General features: G+C 67.9%; 14 protein-coding genes. 8 read left to right on the forward strand and 6 right to left on the reverse strand.

The annotated features are described in order from the left end of the window. Window positions 1-84: 84 nt before the first annotated feature. Genes def through smc form a run of 4 tightly spaced genes read right to left on the reverse strand, consistent with a single transcriptional unit; the run spans window position 85 to window position 7,725 of the window. Window positions 85-618: a peptide deformylase gene (gene def / locus AC1DKV_RS02785; RefSeq protein ID WP_477137425.1), complete on the reverse strand. Its 534-nt coding sequence runs from the start codon at window positions 616-618 to the stop codon at window positions 85-87. After that, on the reverse strand, window positions 615-2,741 hold the full coding sequence (gene ligA, locus AC1DKV_RS02790; RefSeq protein ID WP_477137426.1) for an NAD-dependent DNA ligase LigA: 2,127 nt from the start codon (window positions 2,739-2,741) through the stop codon (window positions 615-617). The genes def and ligA overlap by 4 nt, the downstream gene beginning before the upstream one ends. A gap of 53 nt (window positions 2,742-2,794) precedes the next feature. Beyond that, the gene (locus AC1DKV_RS02795; protein WP_477137427.1) at window positions 2,795-4,213 is read right to left on the reverse strand and encodes a cell division protein ZipA C-terminal FtsZ-binding domain-containing protein; all 1,419 of its coding nucleotides are present in this window, start codon (window positions 4,211-4,213) and stop codon (window positions 2,795-2,797) included. Beyond that, entirely contained in the window at window positions 4,210-7,725 is a 3,516-nt protein-coding gene (smc, locus tag AC1DKV_RS02800; protein WP_477137428.1) for a chromosome segregation protein SMC, read from the reverse strand. The genes AC1DKV_RS02795 and smc overlap by 4 nt, the downstream gene beginning before the upstream one ends. Window positions 7,726-8,266: 541 nt before the next feature. Between smc and AC1DKV_RS02805 the strand changes: the two genes are divergently transcribed. Further along, a complete protein-coding gene (locus AC1DKV_RS02805) occupies window positions 8,267-9,070 on the forward strand; it encodes a ferritin-like domain-containing protein (RefSeq protein ID WP_477137459.1) in 804 nt (267 codons plus the stop codon). A gap of 30 nt (window positions 9,071-9,100) precedes the next feature. Here AC1DKV_RS02805 and AC1DKV_RS02810 read toward each other — a convergent pair whose 3' ends face one another. Beyond that, window positions 9,101-10,072, reverse strand: a complete 972-nt coding sequence (locus tag AC1DKV_RS02810) for a DMT family transporter (protein ID WP_441613463.1) — start codon at window positions 10,070-10,072, stop codon at window positions 9,101-9,103. 206 nt (window positions 10,073-10,278) lie between these two features. On the opposite strand from AC1DKV_RS02810, the gene dapC reads away from it, so the two are divergent. The 6 genes from dapC to prmB all read left to right on the forward strand — a co-directional run bounded on the left by dapC (window position 10,279) and on the right by prmB (window position 15,452). Further along, window positions 10,279-11,496, forward strand: coding sequence for a succinyldiaminopimelate transaminase (dapC, locus tag AC1DKV_RS02815; RefSeq protein WP_441613462.1), 1,218 nt, complete (start codon window positions 10,279-10,281; stop codon window positions 11,494-11,496). 62 nt (window positions 11,497-11,558) lie between these two features. Then, window positions 11,559-12,386 (forward strand): 2,3,4,5-tetrahydropyridine-2,6-dicarboxylate N-succinyltransferase, encoded by an 828-nt coding sequence (gene dapD, locus AC1DKV_RS02820; RefSeq protein WP_477137429.1) that lies wholly within the window; start codon window positions 11,559-11,561, stop codon window positions 12,384-12,386. Window positions 12,387-12,469: 83 nt separating this feature from the next. Beyond that, window positions 12,470-12,844: a hypothetical protein gene (locus AC1DKV_RS02825; RefSeq protein WP_441613460.1), complete on the forward strand. Its 375-nt coding sequence runs from the start codon at window positions 12,470-12,472 to the stop codon at window positions 12,842-12,844. Window positions 12,845-12,882: 38 nt separating this feature from the next. Beyond that, a complete protein-coding gene (locus tag AC1DKV_RS02830; RefSeq protein WP_441613459.1) occupies window positions 12,883-13,230 on the forward strand; it encodes an arsenate reductase in 348 nt (115 codons plus the stop codon). A gap of 135 nt (window positions 13,231-13,365) precedes the next feature. After that, window positions 13,366-14,517, forward strand: a complete 1,152-nt coding sequence (gene dapE / locus AC1DKV_RS02835; RefSeq protein ID WP_477137430.1) for a succinyl-diaminopimelate desuccinylase — start codon at window positions 13,366-13,368, stop codon at window positions 14,515-14,517. Window positions 14,518-14,558: 41 nt separating this feature from the next. After that, complete coding sequence (gene prmB / locus AC1DKV_RS02840; protein WP_477137431.1) at window positions 14,559-15,452, forward strand: 50S ribosomal protein L3 N(5)-glutamine methyltransferase; 894 nt, start codon at window positions 14,559-14,561, stop codon at window positions 15,450-15,452. A gap of 91 nt (window positions 15,453-15,543) precedes the next feature. Here the strand turns inward: prmB and AC1DKV_RS02845 are convergent, their stop codons facing one another. Then, window positions 15,544-17,286, reverse strand: coding sequence for a tannase/feruloyl esterase family alpha/beta hydrolase (locus AC1DKV_RS02845; protein WP_441613456.1), 1,743 nt, complete (start codon window positions 17,284-17,286; stop codon window positions 15,544-15,546). Between the two features lie 129 nt (window positions 17,287-17,415). Here AC1DKV_RS02845 and AC1DKV_RS02850 point away from each other — a divergent pair, with 129 nt between their 5' ends. After that, window positions 17,416-18,294 (forward strand): LysR family transcriptional regulator, encoded by an 879-nt coding sequence (locus AC1DKV_RS02850; protein WP_441613455.1) that lies wholly within the window; start codon window positions 17,416-17,418, stop codon window positions 18,292-18,294. Window positions 18,295-18,372: the final 78 nt, after the last annotated feature.

The raw sequence follows: 18,372 nt of genomic DNA on the forward strand, positions 1-18,372 counted from the left end.
AGAACCACCGGGGCGGCTGCGCTCAAGACGTCCGGCCTTCGATCCTCAAGCGCCCGGGAAGCCATCCTGCCTTCCCGGACAACCTCAATCATCGCTATTGGGTGGCAAATCCGGAAACAACACCTCCGTAAATCCAAACMGCGTAAAGTCCTTCACCCGCATCGGGTACAAGACCCCCTGCAAGTGATCGCACTCATGCTGCACCACGCGCGCATGGAAATCCTCGGCAACGCGCTCGATGGGTGCCCCCATGATGTCGAAACCGGTGTATTTCAGCCGCGTATAGCGCGGCACCACGCCGCGCAGTCCCGGCACGGACAGGCAGCCTTCCCAGCCATCTTCCTGCTCATCGCCAAGCGGCGTCAGCACCGGGTTGATCAGCACGGTCTTGGGCACGGTCGGCGCATCCGGGTAGCGCGGATTGCGGTCGAAGCCGAAGATCACGACCTGCAGGTCCACGCCGATCTGCGGCGCGGCCAGGCCGGCGCCGTTGGCATGGTCCATGGTGTMGAACATGTCGTCGATCAGCGTACGCAGTTCGGGTGTGTTGAAACGCGTGACGGGGCGTGCCACCTGCAGCAGCCGCGGGTCGCCCATCTTGAGAATGTCGCGGATCATGGTTGTTCTCCGGTTCCGGCCTCGGCCAGCAAGGCCAGCATGGCGGCCTCGTCCAGCACGGGCACGCCGAGCGCCTCGGCTTTTTCAAGTTTGCTGCCGGCTTCCGCGCCGGCCACCACATAGTCTGTCTTCTTCGACACCGAGCCGGCCACCTTGGCGCCGGYCGCTTCCAGCCTTTCCTTGGCGTCCTCGCGCGACAGCGTGGGCAGCGTGCCGGTCAGCACGAAGGTCTTGCMGGCCAGCGGCGCCGGCGCGGCGCGGGCGGCCGGCTCGCTCTCCGTCCAGTGCACGCCGGCCGCGCGCAGCTGCTCGATGACTTCCACGTTGTGCGGCTCGGCAAGGAAGCCGGCGATGGATTGCGCGACCACCGGCCCCACGTCGTTGACCTCCAGCAAGGCCGCTTCGTCGGCTGCCATCAGGTTGTCGAGCTTGCCGAAGTGCTTGGCCAGGTCCTTGGCCGTKGCTTCGCCCACGTGGCGGATGCCGAGCGCGAACACGAAGCGGTTGAGCGTGGTCTGGCGCGAAGTMTYGATGGCCGCCACCAGGTTGGTGGCCGACTTGTCGGCCATGCGCTCCAGCGCGGCCAGCTTGGCCACGCCGAGCTTGTACAGGTCGGCCGGCGTATGCACGATGCCGTGGTCCACCAGTTGCTCGACCACCTTGTCGCCGAGGCCTTCGATATCCATGGCGCGGCGCTGCGCGAAATGCAGCAGCGCCTGCTTGCGCTGGGCKGCGCAGATCAGTCCGCCCGTGCAGCGCGCGATCACCTCGCCTTCGAGCTTCTCGATATGCGAACCGCACACCGGGCAGGCCGTGGGCATGACAAAGGCACGCGCATCGGCGGGCCGGCGTTCCGCCACCACCGCCACCACTTCGGGAATCACGTCGCCGGCGCGCCGCACGATCACGGTATCGCCGATATGCACATCCTTGCGGCGGATCTCGTCCTCGTTGTGCAGCGTGGCATTGGTCACGGTGACGCCGCCGACGAACACCGGCGCCAGCCGCGCCACCGGCGTGATGGCACCGGTACGGCCGACCTGCACTTCGATGTCCTCGACCACCGTGGTCATTTCCTGCGCCGGGAACTTGTGCGCCAGCGCGAAGCGCGGCGCGCGCGAGACAAAGCCCAGCCGTTCCTGCTCGGCCAGCACATTGACCTTGTACACCACGCCGTCGATGTCATACGGCAGCGACGCACGGCGTTCGCCCACGCCGCGATAGAAATCCAGCAGCCCCTGCGCGCCGCGCACCACGGCGCGCTCGGCGCAGACCGGCATGCCGAGCGCGGCGAACCAGTCCAGCATGGCACTGTGCGTCTCGGGGCGTGGCCCACCCTGCAGCTCGCCMAGCCCGTAGGCGAAGAACGACAAGGGGCGCCTGGCAGTGATGCGCGGATCGAGCTGGCGCAGGCTGCCGGCCGCGGCATTGCGCGGATTGACGAAGGTCTTTTCCTCGGCCTCGGCCTGCCGGGCGTTGAGCTTGTCGAAATCGCGGCGGTACATGAACACCTCGCCGCGCACTTCCAGCACGGCCGGCAGCGATGCCGCATCGCCGCGCAAGCGCAGCGGAATGGCCTTGATGGTGCGCACGTTGGCGGTCACGTCCTCGCCGGTCTCGCCGTCGCCGCGCGTGGCGGCCTGTACCAGGCGGCCACCCTCGTAGCGCAGCGACATGGCCAGGCCATCGAACTTCAGCTCGGCGGCGTATTCCACCGCTTCGACGGCGCTGAACAGGTCCACGGCGCCTTCGGCCTGCGCGGGGCGCCCCAGGCCCTGCGCRCAGCGACGGTCGAAACCGAGCACGTCGTCGTCCTCGAACGCATTGTTGAGCGACAGCATCGGGATGGCGTGGCGCACCGTGTCGAAAGCCGACAGCGGCTGGCCGCCCACGCGTTGCGTGGGCGACTCCGGCGTCAGCAGGTCGGGATGGGCCGTCTCGATGTCCTGCAGCTCGCGGAACAGCGCGTCGTAGTCCGCATCGGGAATCGACGGCGCGTCGAGCACGTAATACTGGTAGTTATGGCGCTCGAGCTCGGCGCGCAGCCAGTCGGCGCGCGCGGCTGGAGAATCGCCGKCAGGCGCKGGGGCTTGCGCCGCCGCACCGTCTCGTTTGGGACTCATATTGTATTTCCGGATCCGTTGCCGGTCAGGGGCTGAAAATCACAGGCAGAAAATCACAGGCTGAACAAGCGCAGCGCCACCGGCGAGCCGGCAGGCATGCCGCGTGCCTCGAGCTTGTCGTAGAGCGCTTGCAGGTGGCCGAAGATGGCGACGAAGGATGCCTCGCTCAGCGGATGCATATTGTCGTCCACCAATTGTGCGCCCATGCGCTGCGCCAGGCTGTAGCCATACTCGCAGACGGTCTTGAACGGCTTGGTCGCCTGTGCCGCTGACGGTACGTCGAGCAGCAACGTGATCTGGCGGCCGGCCTTGGCGGTGAGATMGTCGCGCAGGAAGTTGGTGTCGCCGAACTGCAGCGTGAACAGGGCGCGCTGCATGCCGTCCGGGCCCGGCTGGTAGCGCGTGAAGCGGGTACCGTCGCGCGACAGCACCAGGCCGTCCTGCGTGGCCACGGTCTGCACGTAGGCAGCCGACCACGGCGCGCCGTCGGAGATCACGTTGACGCCGAGCTGCACGTCGCAGCTGGCGGCAAAGGCGTCCAGTTCGCGGCCATTGGCCACGGTCTCGCTCATGTCGGGCAGCCCGGCCGAGGCGTCGAGCGACTCGGCCAGCGCTTCCACCGCGTTGACGAACTCGGAGAATTCGAGCGCGTTGAGCGCGCCGCCGCGATTGGCCAGCTGCACCGCCACCTGCAGGTCTTCGTACTGGTGGCCGGCGGTGACCGCTTCCCAGGCATTGGACTCGGCGCGCAGCCCTTCCAGGTGCACCTGCTTGGTGCCGGCGCGGCGCAGGCGGCCGGTCAGCGGCAGGATGCGGTCGCCGGACTGCTTGCGCTCCAGGTGCAGCGGCACGATGCAGTCGATCAGCGGATCGATGACGGCCGGCGCGGGCTGGCCGTCGGCCACCAGCGGCTCGGGCTCGCGCGCAGCGGGTTTTGCTTGCTCGCGCGGTGCGGCAGGCGCCTCGGCGGCGGGCACGGTATCGTCCTCMGCCTCGGCGTGCGCGGCGTGCGCATGCTCGTCCGCCGCCCCGGCCTGCGATGCTGCATGGGGGGCCGCTTGCGAGGTCGCAGCGGAAGTGGCCTGGGCTGCCACATCGCCAGGCTCGCGCTGCGCATGCGCGGACGCCGGCGCGGCAGCGATGGCCAGTTCGTCGGCAACGATCTCGTCGGCGTCCGCCGTCGCCGCGGACGCGGCGGCCATGCTCGCCGCCACGGCGGCGGCATCCGGCGGCGACGTCCCCAGCGTGGGTTCGCGCCGCTCGGGCTGGCGGTCTGCCGGGGCCTCGTGCAGCTTGGCGTGGACTTCCGGCGTCACCACCGGATTGACCACCGGCTCGCGCATCGGCGGCAGGTCGTCTTCGGGCTGCAGCGCGCGCGGGCGGCGTGCCTTGCGGATMTGCCACTGGTTATAGGCCACGACCAGCAGCAGCAGGACCACGCCTGCGACGATGAGGGCAGTCTGTAGCGTCATGCTGCCTMCGCCATCGAGATCGCTGCGTCCATGTCCACCGCGACGATACGCGACACGCCCTGCTCCTGCATCGTCACGCCAATCAACTGATGTGCCATTTCCATTGCGATCTTGTTGTGGGAAATGAAGACAAACTGGGTCTTGTCGGACATGCGCGCCACCATATTGGCGTAGCGCTCGGTATTGGCGTCGTCCAGCGGCGCGTCCACCTCGTCGAGCAGGCAGAACGGCGCCGGGTTGAGCTGGAACATGGCGAACACCAGCGCAATCGCCGTGAGCGCCTTCTCGCCGCCCGACAGCAGGTGGATGGTGGAGTTCTTCTTGCCCGGGGGCTGTGCCATCACCTGCACGCCGGCGTCGAGGATTTCGTCGCCGGTCATGATGAGCTTGGCCTGGCCGCCACCGAACAGCGACGGGAACAGCTCGCCGAAGTGGTGGTTGACCTGGTCGAAGGTGCCCTGCAGCATCGCGCGGGTTTCCTGGTCGATCTTGTGGATCGCATCTTCCAGCGTGGTGATGGCGTCGAGCAGGTCGGCCGACTGCGCATCGAKGAAGGTCTTGCGCTCGCGCGCCGCGGCCAGTTCGTCGAGCGCGGCCATGTTGACCGGGCCCAGCGCGTTGATCGCGTTGTTCAGGCGCGTGACTTCGCCCTGCAGGTAGGAAGGCTTGAGGTCCGGCGAGAGCTTTTCGGCCAGCGCGGCTTCATCGACCTCGGCCGTKGTCAGTTGCTCGCTGAACTGCTCCTGGTTCAGGCGCGCGGCCTGTTCCTTGAGCTGGTACTCGGTGATGCGGTCGCGCAGCGGCTGCAGGCTGCGCTCGGCGGCCAGGCGCTGGTCGTCGTACTGGCGCAGTTGCGCCGACAGCGCATCGAGCTCGGTGCGGGCGAGCTGGAGCTTTTCTTCCTTCTCGGCGCGGCGCTCCAGCGCTTCCTGCAGGCCGGTGTGGGCGGTCTGCTCGTTGATGGTCTCCAGCTCGGCGCGCGCGTCTTCCAGCGACTGTTCGAGCCGTTCGGACTGGTCCCCCGCGGTCTGGATATTGCGGCGCAGCTCCTCGATGCGGTTGGCCAGGTTGCGCTCGGCGAACAGCGCTTCCTGCGCGGCGCGCTCGAAATCGCGCAACTGGTGGCGGGCCGACGACAGCTTGCTGTCCAGCGCTTCGAAGGCCATCTGGTGGTCTTCGTGGGTGGCCTGCATCTCGGCCAGCGCGGCGTCGTGCTGCTCGAAGCTGGCCTCGGATTCGGCGCGGATGGCGCGTTGCTCCTCGATCTGCGCGCGGATCTCGTCGAGTTCCTCGCGGATCTGTCCGCTGCGCGCGGCGTAGCGCTCCATCGCCTGCGACAGCTTGAGCACGTCCATCTGCAGCGCGTGCACGCGGCGGGTGGCCTGCTCGCTGCGGCTGCGCGCATCGATCAGCACGGCGCTGGCGTGGGTGTAGGCCGCCTCGGCGCGCACGGCCTGGGACTTGGCCTCGTCCGCCAGCAGCATCTGCGCGCGAGCCTGCTTCTGCAGGTTCTCGATCTCCTGCTCGCGGGCCAGCATGCCGGCCTGCTCGGAATCGGCGGCGTACAGCTGCACCGAACTGCGGCCGACCAGGTGACCCTCGGCCACCACGAAGCTGGCGCCCTCGGGCAGCGTGCCGCGTGCGGCCATGGCCTGGGCCATGTCGGTGGCGGTGTAGATATCGGCCAGCCAGTCCTGCATCACGGCGCGGATGCCGGGCTCGGTGATCTGCACCAGCGCCATCAGCGGGCGCAGGCCGGCCGGGGTTTCCTGCGGGCGCGCGGCCGGCGGCGGCGAATAGAAGGCCAGCTTGGCGGGCGGCGCGTCGGACAGGAAGGACTTGATCCAGTCCAGGTTGGAGACTTCCAGCGCGGCGAGCTTTTCGCGCAGCACGGATTCCAGCGCGTTTTCCCAGCCCGGCTCGATATGGAGCTTCTTCCACAGGCGCGGCAGTTCGGCCAGGCCATGCTTGGCCAGCCAGGGCTGCACCTTGCCTTCGGTCTGCACGCTCTCCTGGAGCTGCCTGAGCGCGGACAGGCGCGCTTCCAGCGAGGAGATCGCGGCAGCCTCGCTCTGCACGCGCGCCTGCGCGGCGCGGCGCTCGCCGTCCAGGCGCGGCACGCTTTCCTCGGCATCGGCCAGGATCGCCTGCGTTTCTTCCTGCACGGCCTCCTGCTCGGCCAGCTCGGCGCGCAGTTCTTCCAGGCGCACTTCGTCGGGGCGGTCGAGACCCTTTTCCTCGCCGGACAGGCGCTCGCGGCGCTGCTCGAGCTGCTGCAGCATCTGGTCGGCGCTGCGCTGCTGCGCGGCTTCGAGCTTGAGGGCCTGCTCGGCCTGCATGATGCTGGCGCGCTGCTCGTTGGAGAGCGTCTGGGCATCGCGCCACTGGGCTTCCAGCGTGGGCAGTTCGTCGGTCTTGTGGGCCACCGCTTCCTGGGCTTCGACCGTGCGGCCTTCGGCCACGGCCAGCTCTTCCTCKGCCTGGGCCAGGCCGTCGGTGGCCTGCTCGGATTTGCCCTGCCACTGCTCGCGCTGCGCGCTCAGCGCGGCGATCTGCGCCTGCACGCGGTTGCGCGACTCCACCACATAGCGGATCTCGGCTTCGAGCTTGCTGACTTCGCCGTTGGCTTCATACAGCGCGCCCTGCGCGCTGTGCATGTTGTCCGAGGCCGCGTAATGCGCAGCGCGCATGGTTTCGAGCTCCGCCTCGACGTGGCGCAGCTGCGCGGTCTGCGCTTCCAGGTCGATCTGGGCCTGCTCGATGGCGCGCTGGTGGCGCTCCTGCTCGGCTTGCGCCTCGTTCTTGCGCAGCAGCCACAGCAGGTGCTGCTTTTCCTCGCCGTCGGCCTGCAGGGTCTTGAAGCGCTGGGCCACTTCGGCCTGGCCTTCGAGCTTCTCCAGGTTGGCGCCGAGCTCGCGCAGGATGTCTTCGACGCGGGTCAGGTTCTCGCGCGTGTCGGACAGGCGGCTTTCGGTCTCGCGGCGGCGCTCCTTGTACTTGGAAACGCCGGCCGCTTCTTCCAGGAAGATCCGCATGTCATCGGGCTTGGCCTCGATGATGCGGGAGATCATGCCMTGGCCGATGATGGCGTAGGCGCGCGGGCCGAGGCCGGTACCCAGGAAGATGTCCTGGATGTCGCGCCGGCGCACCGCCTGGTTGTTGATGTAGTACGAAGAGGTGCCGTCGCGGGTCAGCACCCGCTTGACGGCGATCTCGGCGTACTGGCTCCATTGCCCGGCGGCACGCCCTTCGGGGTTGTCGAACACCAGCTCGACGCTGGCGCGGCCGGCCTGCTTGCGGGCGGTCGAGCCATTGAAGATGACGTCCTGCATGGACTCGCCGCGCAGTTCGGATGCGCGTGACTCGCCCAGCACCCAGCGCACCGCATCGATGATGTTCGATTTGCCGCAGCCGTTGGGACCGACGATGCCGACCAGCTGGCCGGGCACTTGAAAATTGGTGGGATCGACGAAGGACTTGAAGCCCGCCAGCTTGATCGAGGACAGTCGCACGGTTGGTCGTGGGGTATCTAGGGTATTGCAGCGTTCAGGAAAGGCGGGACAGCGCAGAGGCAGTCGGCGCGTGCCGTCTGGGCCTCGCGCCGGGCTCTTGTGCCCGATAGTTGGCGCTAATCATACCATCGCGCCTTCCACGCCCGGGCGCTTTCCGGGCCGCATGGGCGGCCATTTTCCACTGCCCCGTTAAGCCCCGTCCGATTCACTTTGTGCGGTCCGCGCCCTACACTCGGACCAGGCATCGCGCCGCCCGGCGCCTGCCCTCCGTGCGCGGCGGCAACAGGTGGCGGGCAAGTGACAGGGGAGCGGCGGGAAACTTCTAAGGGTTAGTGCTAGTCTCTCCATAGTCAGCGTGATCCCTGATGCCCATTGCAACCAAATCCTGTCGAGCGGGCAGGTGACGCAAAACGGCGTCTCCGGCCCAACGCGGAGTCCGCGCTCCGCGACACTTCTGGGAGTGTTCAGCATGACCGCCTCGATTCTGGCGACCTCAGACGAAAGATTGACCGGCCCCGGCGCCGGTGATGACAGGCAACGCATGCCCTGGTCCATCGGCGAAATCGACTTCGCCGCCATCGATGTGGCCCGCGTGCGTCCGGACCGCGAACTCTTCTACCTGCTGGTGTCCGCCTCTTTCGTCGAAAGTGGCTCCGACACCTACGCGGGCAACCTCGCYAGCTATTACGCCGCCAACCCCGAGGCGTCCGGCTGGCTTTCCGGGCAGTGGGAAGCCGAGGAACTCCAGCATGGCCTGGCGCTGCGGCGCTATGTGGAGCATGTGTGGCCTGGATTCGACTGGGAGCGCGGCTATGCCCGCTTCTTCGACGAATACCGCCATACCTGCTCGGTCGACAAATTCGAACCCTCCGAGGCGCTGGAGATGGCCGCGCGCTGCGTGGTGGAGACCGGTACCGCCGCGCTTTACCGCTCGCTCGAGCAGGCCAGCGACGAACCGGTGCTGCGCAACCTCACGCGCCGCATCGCCAACGACGAAGTGCGCCACTACAAGCACTTCTACCGCTATTTCAATACCTTCAACGATCTCGAACGGCTGGGCCGGCTGCGCGTGCTGGGCGCGCTGGTGCGCCGCCTGCTGGAAATCAAGAACGAGGATGCGGAGATCGCGCTGCGCAATGTGCTGCGCATCGAGCGCGGCGCGGAGGATATCCCGCAGAAGGATGTGCGCCGGCTCAATTCGCGGGTCAGCGCGGTGATCCGCCGCAACCTGCCKGTCGACATKACCGTGAAGATGCTGCTGCGCCCGCTGGACCTGCACGCCGGCGTCGAGCGCGCCATCCGCAAGCCGCTGGTGGCGGTGGTTTCGCGGGCGATGCTGTACTGAGCGCTTGCCGAAGCTGACGCGGCCCGGCGCCTATTGCGGCTGCAAGACGCATTCGCCCGCGTCCTCGCCCTTGCGCCGCGAACGATGCACCAGTCCGGACAAGGCCCCGGCCGCCACGATGCACAAGCCGCCGGCGGCTTCCTTCCAGCTCAGCGTCTCGGTGGCCAGCCACCACGACGACACCGCCGCGATCACGATCTCGAACAGCATCAGCAGCGAGACCCGGTTGGCCGGCAGGCGCTGCAGCCCATACTGCACCACCGAATTGCTCAGCACCAGCGTGGCGGCCAGGCCCAGCACCAGGGCCAGGCCGCCCCAGCCGATCGCCGGCGCCAGCGCCATGCCACCCGGCTCCAGCCACAGCGCGCACGGCAGCCCGACCGCGGTGCACCCCAGGTAGACCATGATCGTGCGCAGGCGCGCGTCCATGTCCGGGTAGAGCTGCCCGGCCCGGCGCGACAAGACGTTGTTGACCGCGAAACCCATGCCGCCCACCAGGCCGGACCATTCCGCCGCCTTGGCCGGCAGCGGCAGGCCGACTTCGGGCGTCCACAGCATCAGGCCCGCGCCCCCCAGCGCCAGCGCCACCAGCATCAGCCCCGCGGCGGACAGCTTCTCGCCCAGGAACAGGCGTGCGAACAGCGCCGTCCACACCGGCGTCAGGTAGAACAGCAGCAGGACCCGCATCACATGGCCGTTGACGCTGCCCCAGACGAAGCCGGCGTTGGTCACCCCCGCGGCCAGCCCGATCGCCACGAACAGCCAGGACCAGCGCAGCCCGCCCAGGTGGCGGGCAAAGGACAGCAGCGCGATTGCCGCCGCCGCCGCGCTCACCAGCGCCGCCGCCGTCATCCCGCCCAGGCCCCAGCCGGCCAGCACGCGGTAGGGAAACCAGGCGATGCCCCAGACCGAGGCACCCAGCAGGATCGACAGCGCGGACTTGAAGCCGTGCGCGTCGGCCGGGGCGGCGGACAAGGCGGATGAGGTAGGCAGATTGCTCATAAAAACGAAAGGAACCGCCGGCGTGGCGGTTGATTTGTGACGACAAAGGAAAATCGATGGTGCGGGAACGGGCGGCCGCCAGCGGCGCCGGCCCCGCGCCAAGTTGCCGGGAAGCCCGCCGAACCCCCGCACAGAGCGCGGGAGAGCCCGGCAATCCTCTATAATGTCCGGCTTTGAGCCTTGGCCCTGGCGGCCCGAACCTGACCGTGAACCCCCGACTCGACCTGCTCCAGCCCTATCCGTTCGAGAAACTGCGGGCGCTGGTGGCCAACGTGAAGCCGAACGCCGCATTGCCCGCGATCAGCTTCGGCATCGGCGAACCCAAGCATCCCACGCCCGAATTCATCAAGCAGGCGCTCACGGACTCGCTGGCGGGGCTGGCGAATTATCCCACAACGGCCGGTTCCGATGCACTACGACAGTGCATAGCGGCGTGGCTCCAGCGCCGCTACAACCTGCCGGCGGTCAATCCCGCCACCGAGGTGCTGCCGGTGACCGGCTCGCGCGAAGCGCTGTTCGCCTTCGCCCAGACTGTGGTCGACGCCAGCCGCCCCGGCGCGCTGGTGCTGTGCCCGAACCCGTTCTACCAGATCTACGAAGGCGCGGCGCTGCTGGCCGGCGCCACGCCGGTGTTCGCCAACAGCGACCCGGCGCGCAATTTCGCCCCGGCGTTCGACCGCATCTCGGCCGAGACCTGGGCCCGCGTGCAGCTGGTCTACGTGTGCTCGCCGGGCAACCCGACCGGCGCCGTGCTGTCGCTGGACGACTGGCGCGAGCTGTTCGCGCTGTCTGACCGCCATGGCTTCGTGATCGCCTCCGACGAGTGCTATTCCGAAATCTATTTCAAGGAAGGCGAGCCGCCGCTGGGCGCGCTCGAAGCCGCGCGCAAGCTGGGCCGCGCCGAAGGCGCCCACCCGTTCGAGCGCCTGGTGATGTTCTCCAGCCTGTCCAAGCGCTCCAACGTGCCGGGCCTGCGCTCGGGCTTCGTCGCCGGCGACGCCGCCCTGCTCAAGAAATTCCTGCTATACCGTACCTATCACGGCGGCGCCATGAACCCCGCCGTGCAGGCCGCCAGCGTGGCGGCCTGGAACGACGAGGCCCACGTGCGCGACAACCGTGCCGCCTACGTGCGCAAGTTCGCCGAGGTCACCCCGATGCTGGCCGAGGTGCTCGACGTGGCGCTGCCCGACGCGGGCTTCTACCTGTGGGCCGACGTCTCGCGCACCGGCCTGACGGATACCGCGTTCGCCACCCGCCTGCTGGCCGAGCAGAACGTCACGGTGCTGCCCGGCAGCTACCTGGCGCGCGAGGCCGACGGCATCAACCCCGGCGCCAACCGCGTGCGCATGGCGCTGGTCGCCACGCCCGAGGAATGCCTGGAAGGCGCGCGCCGCATCGTCGCCTTCTGCAAGTCGCTCGGCTGAACGCCGAACGCGGCTGCCCCGAATTTTGTTGTAGACAACGATCAACCACTGAAAACACGCATATGACGCAAGCACTGCAAGCCCTGATCGACCAGGCATGGGAAGACCGCGCCAGCCTCTCGCCCAAGTCGGCCCCCAACGACATCCGCGAAGCCGTGGCCACCGTGATCGGCCAGCTCGACACCGGCGCCCTGCGCGTGGCCGAGAAGCAAGGCCGCGACTGGATCGTCAACCAGTGGATCAAGAAGGCCGTGCTGCTGTCGTTCCGCCTGGAAGACAACGCGCCGATGAGCGCCGGCGGCTTCGCCCAGTTCTATGACAAGGTACCGACCAAGTTCGCCGGCTGGACCGCCGACGACTTCGCCAAGGGTGGCTTCCGCGTGGTGCCGCCCGCCGTKGCCCGCCGCGGCTCGTTCATCGCGAAGAACGCGGTGCTGATGCCCTCCTACGTCAACATCGGCGCCTACGTCGACGAAGGCACCATGGTCGACACCTGGGCCACCGTCGGTTCGTGCGCGCAGATCGGCAAGAACGTCCACCTGTCCGGCGGCGTCGGCATCGGCGGCGTGCTCGAGCCGCTGCAGGCCAACCCGGTCATCATCGAAGACAACTGCTTCATCGGCGCCCGCTCGGAAGTCGTGGAAGGCGTGATCGTCGAAGAGAACTCGGTGATCTCGATGGGCGTGTATCTGGGCCAGTCCACCAAGATCTATGACCGCKAAACCGGCGAGATCCACTACGGCCGCGTGCCGGCGGGCTCGGTGGTGGTGGCGGGCAACCTGCCCTCCAAGGACGGCAAGTACAGCCTGTACTGCGCCGTGATCGTCAAGAAGGTGGACGCGCAGACCCGCGCCAAGACCAGCCTGAACGACCTGCTGCGCGGCGACTGATCGCGCCTAGCGCGGAGCTTGCGCGGGCGCCTGCCCGCGCAGGCTCCGCCGTCAGACCGATGCACCCCTTGCGCAAGCGACTCATGGCCCTGGATCCCGCGACCGTCAGCACCGTGCTGTCCCTTCTGCCAACCATTCTCGAGCAGGCCAACAAGACCATCGAGAAGATCAAGAAAGGCCGGCGCAAGGATGGTTCGCCCGAGCATGCCGGGCCCGAATCCCTCGAGGCGCGCGATGGCTCCGTCGCCGCCCGCATCGCCGAGCTCGAAGCCGCCGCCGTGCAGCAGGCCGAAGCCGTCAAGATGCTGGCCGAGCAGCACGCCATCACCATCGAGGCCCTGCGCAAGGAAGCCGCGCGCCTGGACCGCCGCCTGCGCCTGATGACCAGCGTGGCCATGGCCGGCGTGGCGCTGGGCCTGGGCGGGCTCGTCATCGCACTGAACCTGTTGTTCCGTTAATGCTGTTCCGCTAAGCCATCCAAGGCGCACCGCACATCATGACCGTCCTGCTCTACGGCATCCCCAACTGCGACACCGTCAAGAAAGCCCGCACCTGGCTGGACGCCAACGGCGTGGCCTACGACTTCCACGACTTCAAGAAGCAAGGCGTGGACGAAACGCTGCTGCGCGGCTGGCTCAGGCACGTGCCGCTGGCCACGCTGCTCAACCGCAAGGGCACCACCTACCGCGCGCTGTCGGATGCCGACAAGGCGCGCGCCGAGAACGAAGCCGGCGCCATCGCACTGATGCAGCAAAGCCCTTCGCTGATCAAGCGGCCGGTGCTCGATCACGGCGGGAAGATTTCCGTCGGGTTCTCGGCAGACAACTACGCCGGCCTGTTTTAAGCGGCTATCGCAGGGCTGGCGGCCGATTGTTCGCCGTCAGCTCCGGGGTACGCCGGCCAGCATCGACAAAGGCGTAGACTCCACGCCCGACACCCCTATTCCGAACCTCGGCCCCGACGCCGCAGACTCGCCATCATGAACCCCACCCTCGCCCTTACCGAAGACCTGATCCGCCGCCGCTCCGTCACGCCCGCCGACGAAGGCTGCCAGGCCGTGCTCGAAACCCGCCTCAAGGCCATCGGCTTCGAATGCGAGTGGATCGTCAGCGGCCCGGACGACTTCCGCGTCACCAACCTGTGGGCCGTCAAGCGCGGCACGCAGGGCAAGGCCGGCAAGCTGCTGGCCTTCGCCGGCCACACCGACGTGGTGCCCACCGGCCCGCTCGAGCAATGGGGCTCCGACCCGTTCCAGCCCAGCCACCGCGACGGCAAGCTCTACGGCCGCGGCGCCGCGGACATGAAGACCTCCATCGCCGGCTTCGTCGTGGCGACCGAAGAGTTCGTGCAGCAGCACMCCGCCCACGCCGGCTCCATCGCCTTCCTCATCACCAGCGATGAAGAAGGCCCCGCGCACGACGGCACCATCAAGGTGGTGGAAGCGCTCAAGGCGCGCGGCGAGCGCCTGGACTACTGCGTGATCGGCGAGCCCACCTCGGTCGACACMCTTGGCGACATGGTCAAGAACGGCCGCCGCGGCTCGCTCTCGGGCAAGCTCACCATCAAGGGCGTGCAGGGCCATATCGCCTACCCGCACCTGGCGAAGAACCCGATCCACCTGGCCGCGCCCGCGCTGGCCGAGCTGGTGAACGAGCGCTGGGACGAAGGCAACGAATACTTCCCCGCCACCACCTGGCAGATGTCCAACATCCACGGCGGCACCGGTGCCACCAACGTGATCCCGGGCCATATCACCGTCGACTTCAACTTCCGCTTCTCCACCGCCAGCACCCCCGAAGGCCTCAAGGCGCGCGTGCACGCCATCCTCGAGCGCCACCAGCTCGACTACGAGCTGGCCTGGACCCTGGGCGGCGAACCCTTCCTGACCGCGCGCGGCGAACTCTCGGAAGCGCTCAGCGGCGCGATCGAGGCGGAGACCGGCGTCAAGACCGAGCTCTCCACCACCGGCGGCACCTCCGACGGCCGCTTCATCGCCAGGATCTGCCCGCAGGTCATCGAGTTCGGCCCGCCCAACGCCAGCATCCACAAGATCGACGAGCACGTCGAAGTGCGCTTCATCGAGCCGCTCAAGAACGTCTACCGCGGCGTGCTMGATCGCCTGATCGCCTGATCGCCTGACCTGACTGACCTGAATACCTGGACCACCGCACCATGGCTACGCCCTCCCCCCTGCAAACCGTACGCGACCTGCTGCGCCTGGCCGTCTCGCGCTTCACCAAGGCCAGGTTGTCGTTCGGCCACGGCAGCGCCAACGCCTACGACGAAGCCGCCTACCTGGTCCTGCACACGCTCAACCTGCCGCTCGACACGCTCGATCCCTTTCTCGACGCGCGCCTGCTGCCCGAGGAAGTCGAGGCCGTGCTGCAAGTCATCGAGCGCCGCGTCACCGAACGCGTGCCCGCCGCCTACATCACCAACGAAGCCTTCATGCACGGCCTGCGCTTCTACGTGGACTCCCGCGTGATCGTGCCGCGCAGCTTCATCGGTGAGCTGCTCCAGGAAGKACTCGAGCCGTGGGTGGGCGATATCGCCGATATCGGCCCGGTGCTGGAGCTCTGCACCGGCTCCGGCTGCCTGCCCATCATTGCCGCCCACGTCTGGCCCGAAGCCCGCATCGACGCGGTCGACATTTCGCCCGACGCGCTGGAAGTCGCCCGCCGCAACGTGGCCGACTACAAGATGGAAAACCGCATCAGCCTGTACGAGGGCGACCTCTACGCCCCGCTGCCCGCAGGCGCCAGGTACGACGTCATCCTCACCAACCCGCCCTACGTCAACGAGACTTCCATGCAGGCGCTGCCGGCCGAGTACCACGCCGAGCCGCGCATCGCGCTGGCGGGTGGGGACGACGGCATGGACGTGGTGCGCCGGATCATCGCCGGCGCCAAGGCGCGGCTGAACCCGGGTGGCGTGCTGGTGGTGGAAATCGGCAATGAGCATGCCAATGTGGAAGCGGCTTTCCCCAACCTCGAACTGATCTGGCTGCCGGTCAGCGCGGGCGAGGAGCAGGTCTTCCTGGTGACCTACGAAGGACTGCCGGGTTAAGCCGGCGCGCAGCGGCGGGAAGCCTTCCTGCCGCCGCGCCTGCCGTCATCGAGGCCGGGCGCAGACTTCGCGCCCGGCCTTCTTTCATGCCTCAGAGCGGCGCAGCGCACGTGAAGTTGCGCTCGTCGTCGATGCTGCCGCTGCCCTTGTAGCGTGCCACCTGCGGATAGGCGCACAGCGGCCGCGTCCTTCCTGCATTGCCCTTCACCGCCGCGCTGCTCGCCAGCCCCCCCACCTTGTCGGTGGCATCGGCCTTGAGCGCGACGATGCGCGCGGGCGCCTGGCCCTTCTCCACCCAGTCCTCCAGCGCGCCGATGGCGTCGAACGCATTGGGGCCGATGCCGCTGCGGCAATGTCCCATGCCCGGCGCCAGGAACAGGCGCGCGAAGGCCGGCGTGTCGCTGACGGTTTTCCCGACCGCCTCGTAGTACTGGATGGTGTCGTAGGCATTGCCGATCGGGTCCGCCAGGCCGTGGTACAGGATCAGCTTGCCGCCGCGCTTGCGGAATGCGCCAAGATCGGGATCAGTGGCATCCACCGTGGCGCCGATGCGCGCCTTCACGATGGCGACGTCACGGTCCCAGTCGAACGAGCGCCAGTCCCAATTGGCATCCTTGAATACCCAATCCTTGAAGAACTCGGTGCGGAACGCCTGCGGTCCTTCGATCGCATAGCCCCAGCCGCCGAGGTAGCCGAACTCGCTGCCCACCGGCCAGCCCGGGTAGATCTGCGCCCTGGTGCGCGGGTTCTGCGCACCGGCGTACAGGCGCCTGAGCGTATCTACCTGCGCCCCGGTCAGGCATTGCGCGCCGTCGGCGTCGTCCTTGCACTGCAGGACCTTGGGATCGAAGCGGCACTGGCGCGGATCGCCGATCAGCCCGTCGGCGAGGCCATCCTGCGCGTCGCAGGCGCTGATCGCCGCCTGGTTGATCAGCGGCAGCTTCGACGGCGGGATATAGCCGGCCTTGGTCTTGAGGTTCTGGGTCGCTCCCCACAGGAAGCCCTGGTTCAACGCGGTCCGGTTGTTGCCGGGCGCGCCCGCGATGATGCCGTCGAAGTCGTCGGGGTAGCGCTGCGCGGCCATCAGGCCCTGCCCGCCGCCGGTCGAGCAGCCGAAGTAGTAGGCGTGGGAAGCGTCGCGACGCTCGAATGTCCTGACGATGGCGCGCGACGCCGCCGCCGCGGCATGGACCGAGCGATAGGCCCAGTCCGCGATCTTCTCCGGGTGGCCCACGCCCCAGTTCAGGTTCTCGTTGCGGTACCCGGCGGCGTCCACATGGCCGCTGTCGCTCGAGATCACCGCGTAGCCCCGCCGGATGGCCGGCTCGAGTTCGTCGTAGCGGATCGAGCCGACGTAGCCGCCGTTGCCGACCACCAGCGTCTTGCCGTTCCACGCCTCGGCGGGCGGCATCCAGAGCTCGAACCCGATGTCGGAGTCCGGCGTGGGCCTGAGCTGGCCGGCCACCCGGCAGAACGCCGGGAGATTGTCGATCTTGTGGCCGTTCGGCAGGGCCAGCGCTCCGGCGGCCTGCATCGCGGCGGACGTCATCTTCACGTCCGGCAGGCCGATATCCGCCAGCGATTCGCAGGCGTTCGCGGCGCGCGCGCCATGGGAAAAGAAAAGCGTGGCCGCCAGCAGCGCTGCGGCCGGGCTCCACTGTTTAAGCAATCTGGGGTTCACCATCATCGGGGGGCTGTCTCGCTCTAGCTCGTTGTCGTTCTGGCTGTCGGTCTGCGCAAGCTGGGAGCGCCGTTCTCGTGCGGCCGGCCCGGGCCGGTCCGGGGACTTGGGGGACGCGGGCGGCGTGGACGGCTTGTGCTCCAGCCATCCCATTCTTGACGAATCGAAGATAAAAGAAAAATGAATTTCTTTTTACCAACAATAAAGTAACGCTTTACCATTGGCGCCTCACCCAGTCCCCGTGCGTGCTTCCAGCGCCATCCCCAGCCACCGGTCATTCCCATGAACACAATCCGCATGCTGAAGACCTTCGTCGCGGTTGCCGACTTCGGCTCGTTTGCCGCGGCTGCCGAGCGCGTCGCCCTCACGCCGGCGGCGGTAGGCTCGCAAATGAAGGCGCTGGAAGACGAATGCAAACGGCCGCTGTTCGACCGCTCCAGGCGCGGCGTCACCTTCACGCCCGCGGGCGTGGCGCTGATCGCGCGGGCACGCCGGCTGGTGAAGGACTACGAAAGCATGCTCGCCGACCAGGTTGGCGAAAGCGAGATTGCCGGCACCGTGACCATCGGCGCGATCGTCTCCGCAATGGGCGCGCTGGCCACCAGCGTGGTCGAGCTGAAGTCGCAGTATCCCGCGCTGGATATCCGCATCATGAATGGCCGTCAGCTCGAACTGCAGGCCAAGGTGCTGGAAGGCGAACTGGACGCCGCCATCCTGATCGAAATGCCCAGGCCCGAGACACGGGAAGCCACCTGGACGCATCTGTACGACGAGCCGCTGATGCTGATTGCCAGCGCCAGGGCCGCACCGCCCGGAGCGGACGCCGTCGCCCTGCTGCGCACGCAGCCTTTCATCCGCTTCGACCGCGCCGCGACCACCGGCATCAAGATCGACCAGCTCCTGCGCCGGTGCGACGTGCAGCCGAACGAAATCGTCGAGATGAATTCGCTGCCCGCCATCGTGGAACTGGTGCGGCAGAACGCGGGCGTCTCGATCGTGCCGGTGCTGCACAACTTCGCGTGGCGCAGCGACGCGGCGCTACGCCTGTTGCCGATTCCGGGAAAGCAGCTCGAGCGCCGCGTCGGCATGCTGGAGAGCACCGGCCGGCTCTATATCACTTCGATCATCCGCGAGCATTTCGTCCGCAAGCATTGCGGCTGACGCGTGGCCAGCCCCGCGCGGGCATTCGATCCGTGCCGAAGCCCATGGGCAAGGGCGCCGGATACGGAGCGCGAGCCG

The organism is Cupriavidus sp. 05T41 (assembly GCF_056396525.1).

Bases quoted from the DNA above. Each gene is read 5' to 3' on its own strand.
- AC1DKV_RS02845 (WP_441613456.1), bottom strand. From the start codon at position 17,286: ATGGGATGGCTGGAGCACAAGCCGTCCACGCCGCCCGCGTCCCCCAAG.
- AC1DKV_RS02850 (WP_441613455.1), top strand. From the start codon at position 17,416: ATGAACACAATCCGCATGCTGAAGACCTTCGTCGCGGTTGCCGACTTC.
- AC1DKV_RS02810 (WP_441613463.1), bottom strand. From the start codon at position 10,072: ATGAGCAATCTGCCTACCTCATCCGCCTTGTCCGCCGCCCCGGCCGAC.
- AC1DKV_RS02825 (WP_441613460.1), top strand. From the start codon at position 12,470: ATGGCCCTGGATCCCGCGACCGTCAGCACCGTGCTGTCCCTTCTGCCA.
- AC1DKV_RS02830 (WP_441613459.1), top strand. From the start codon at position 12,883: ATGACCGTCCTGCTCTACGGCATCCCCAACTGCGACACCGTCAAGAAA.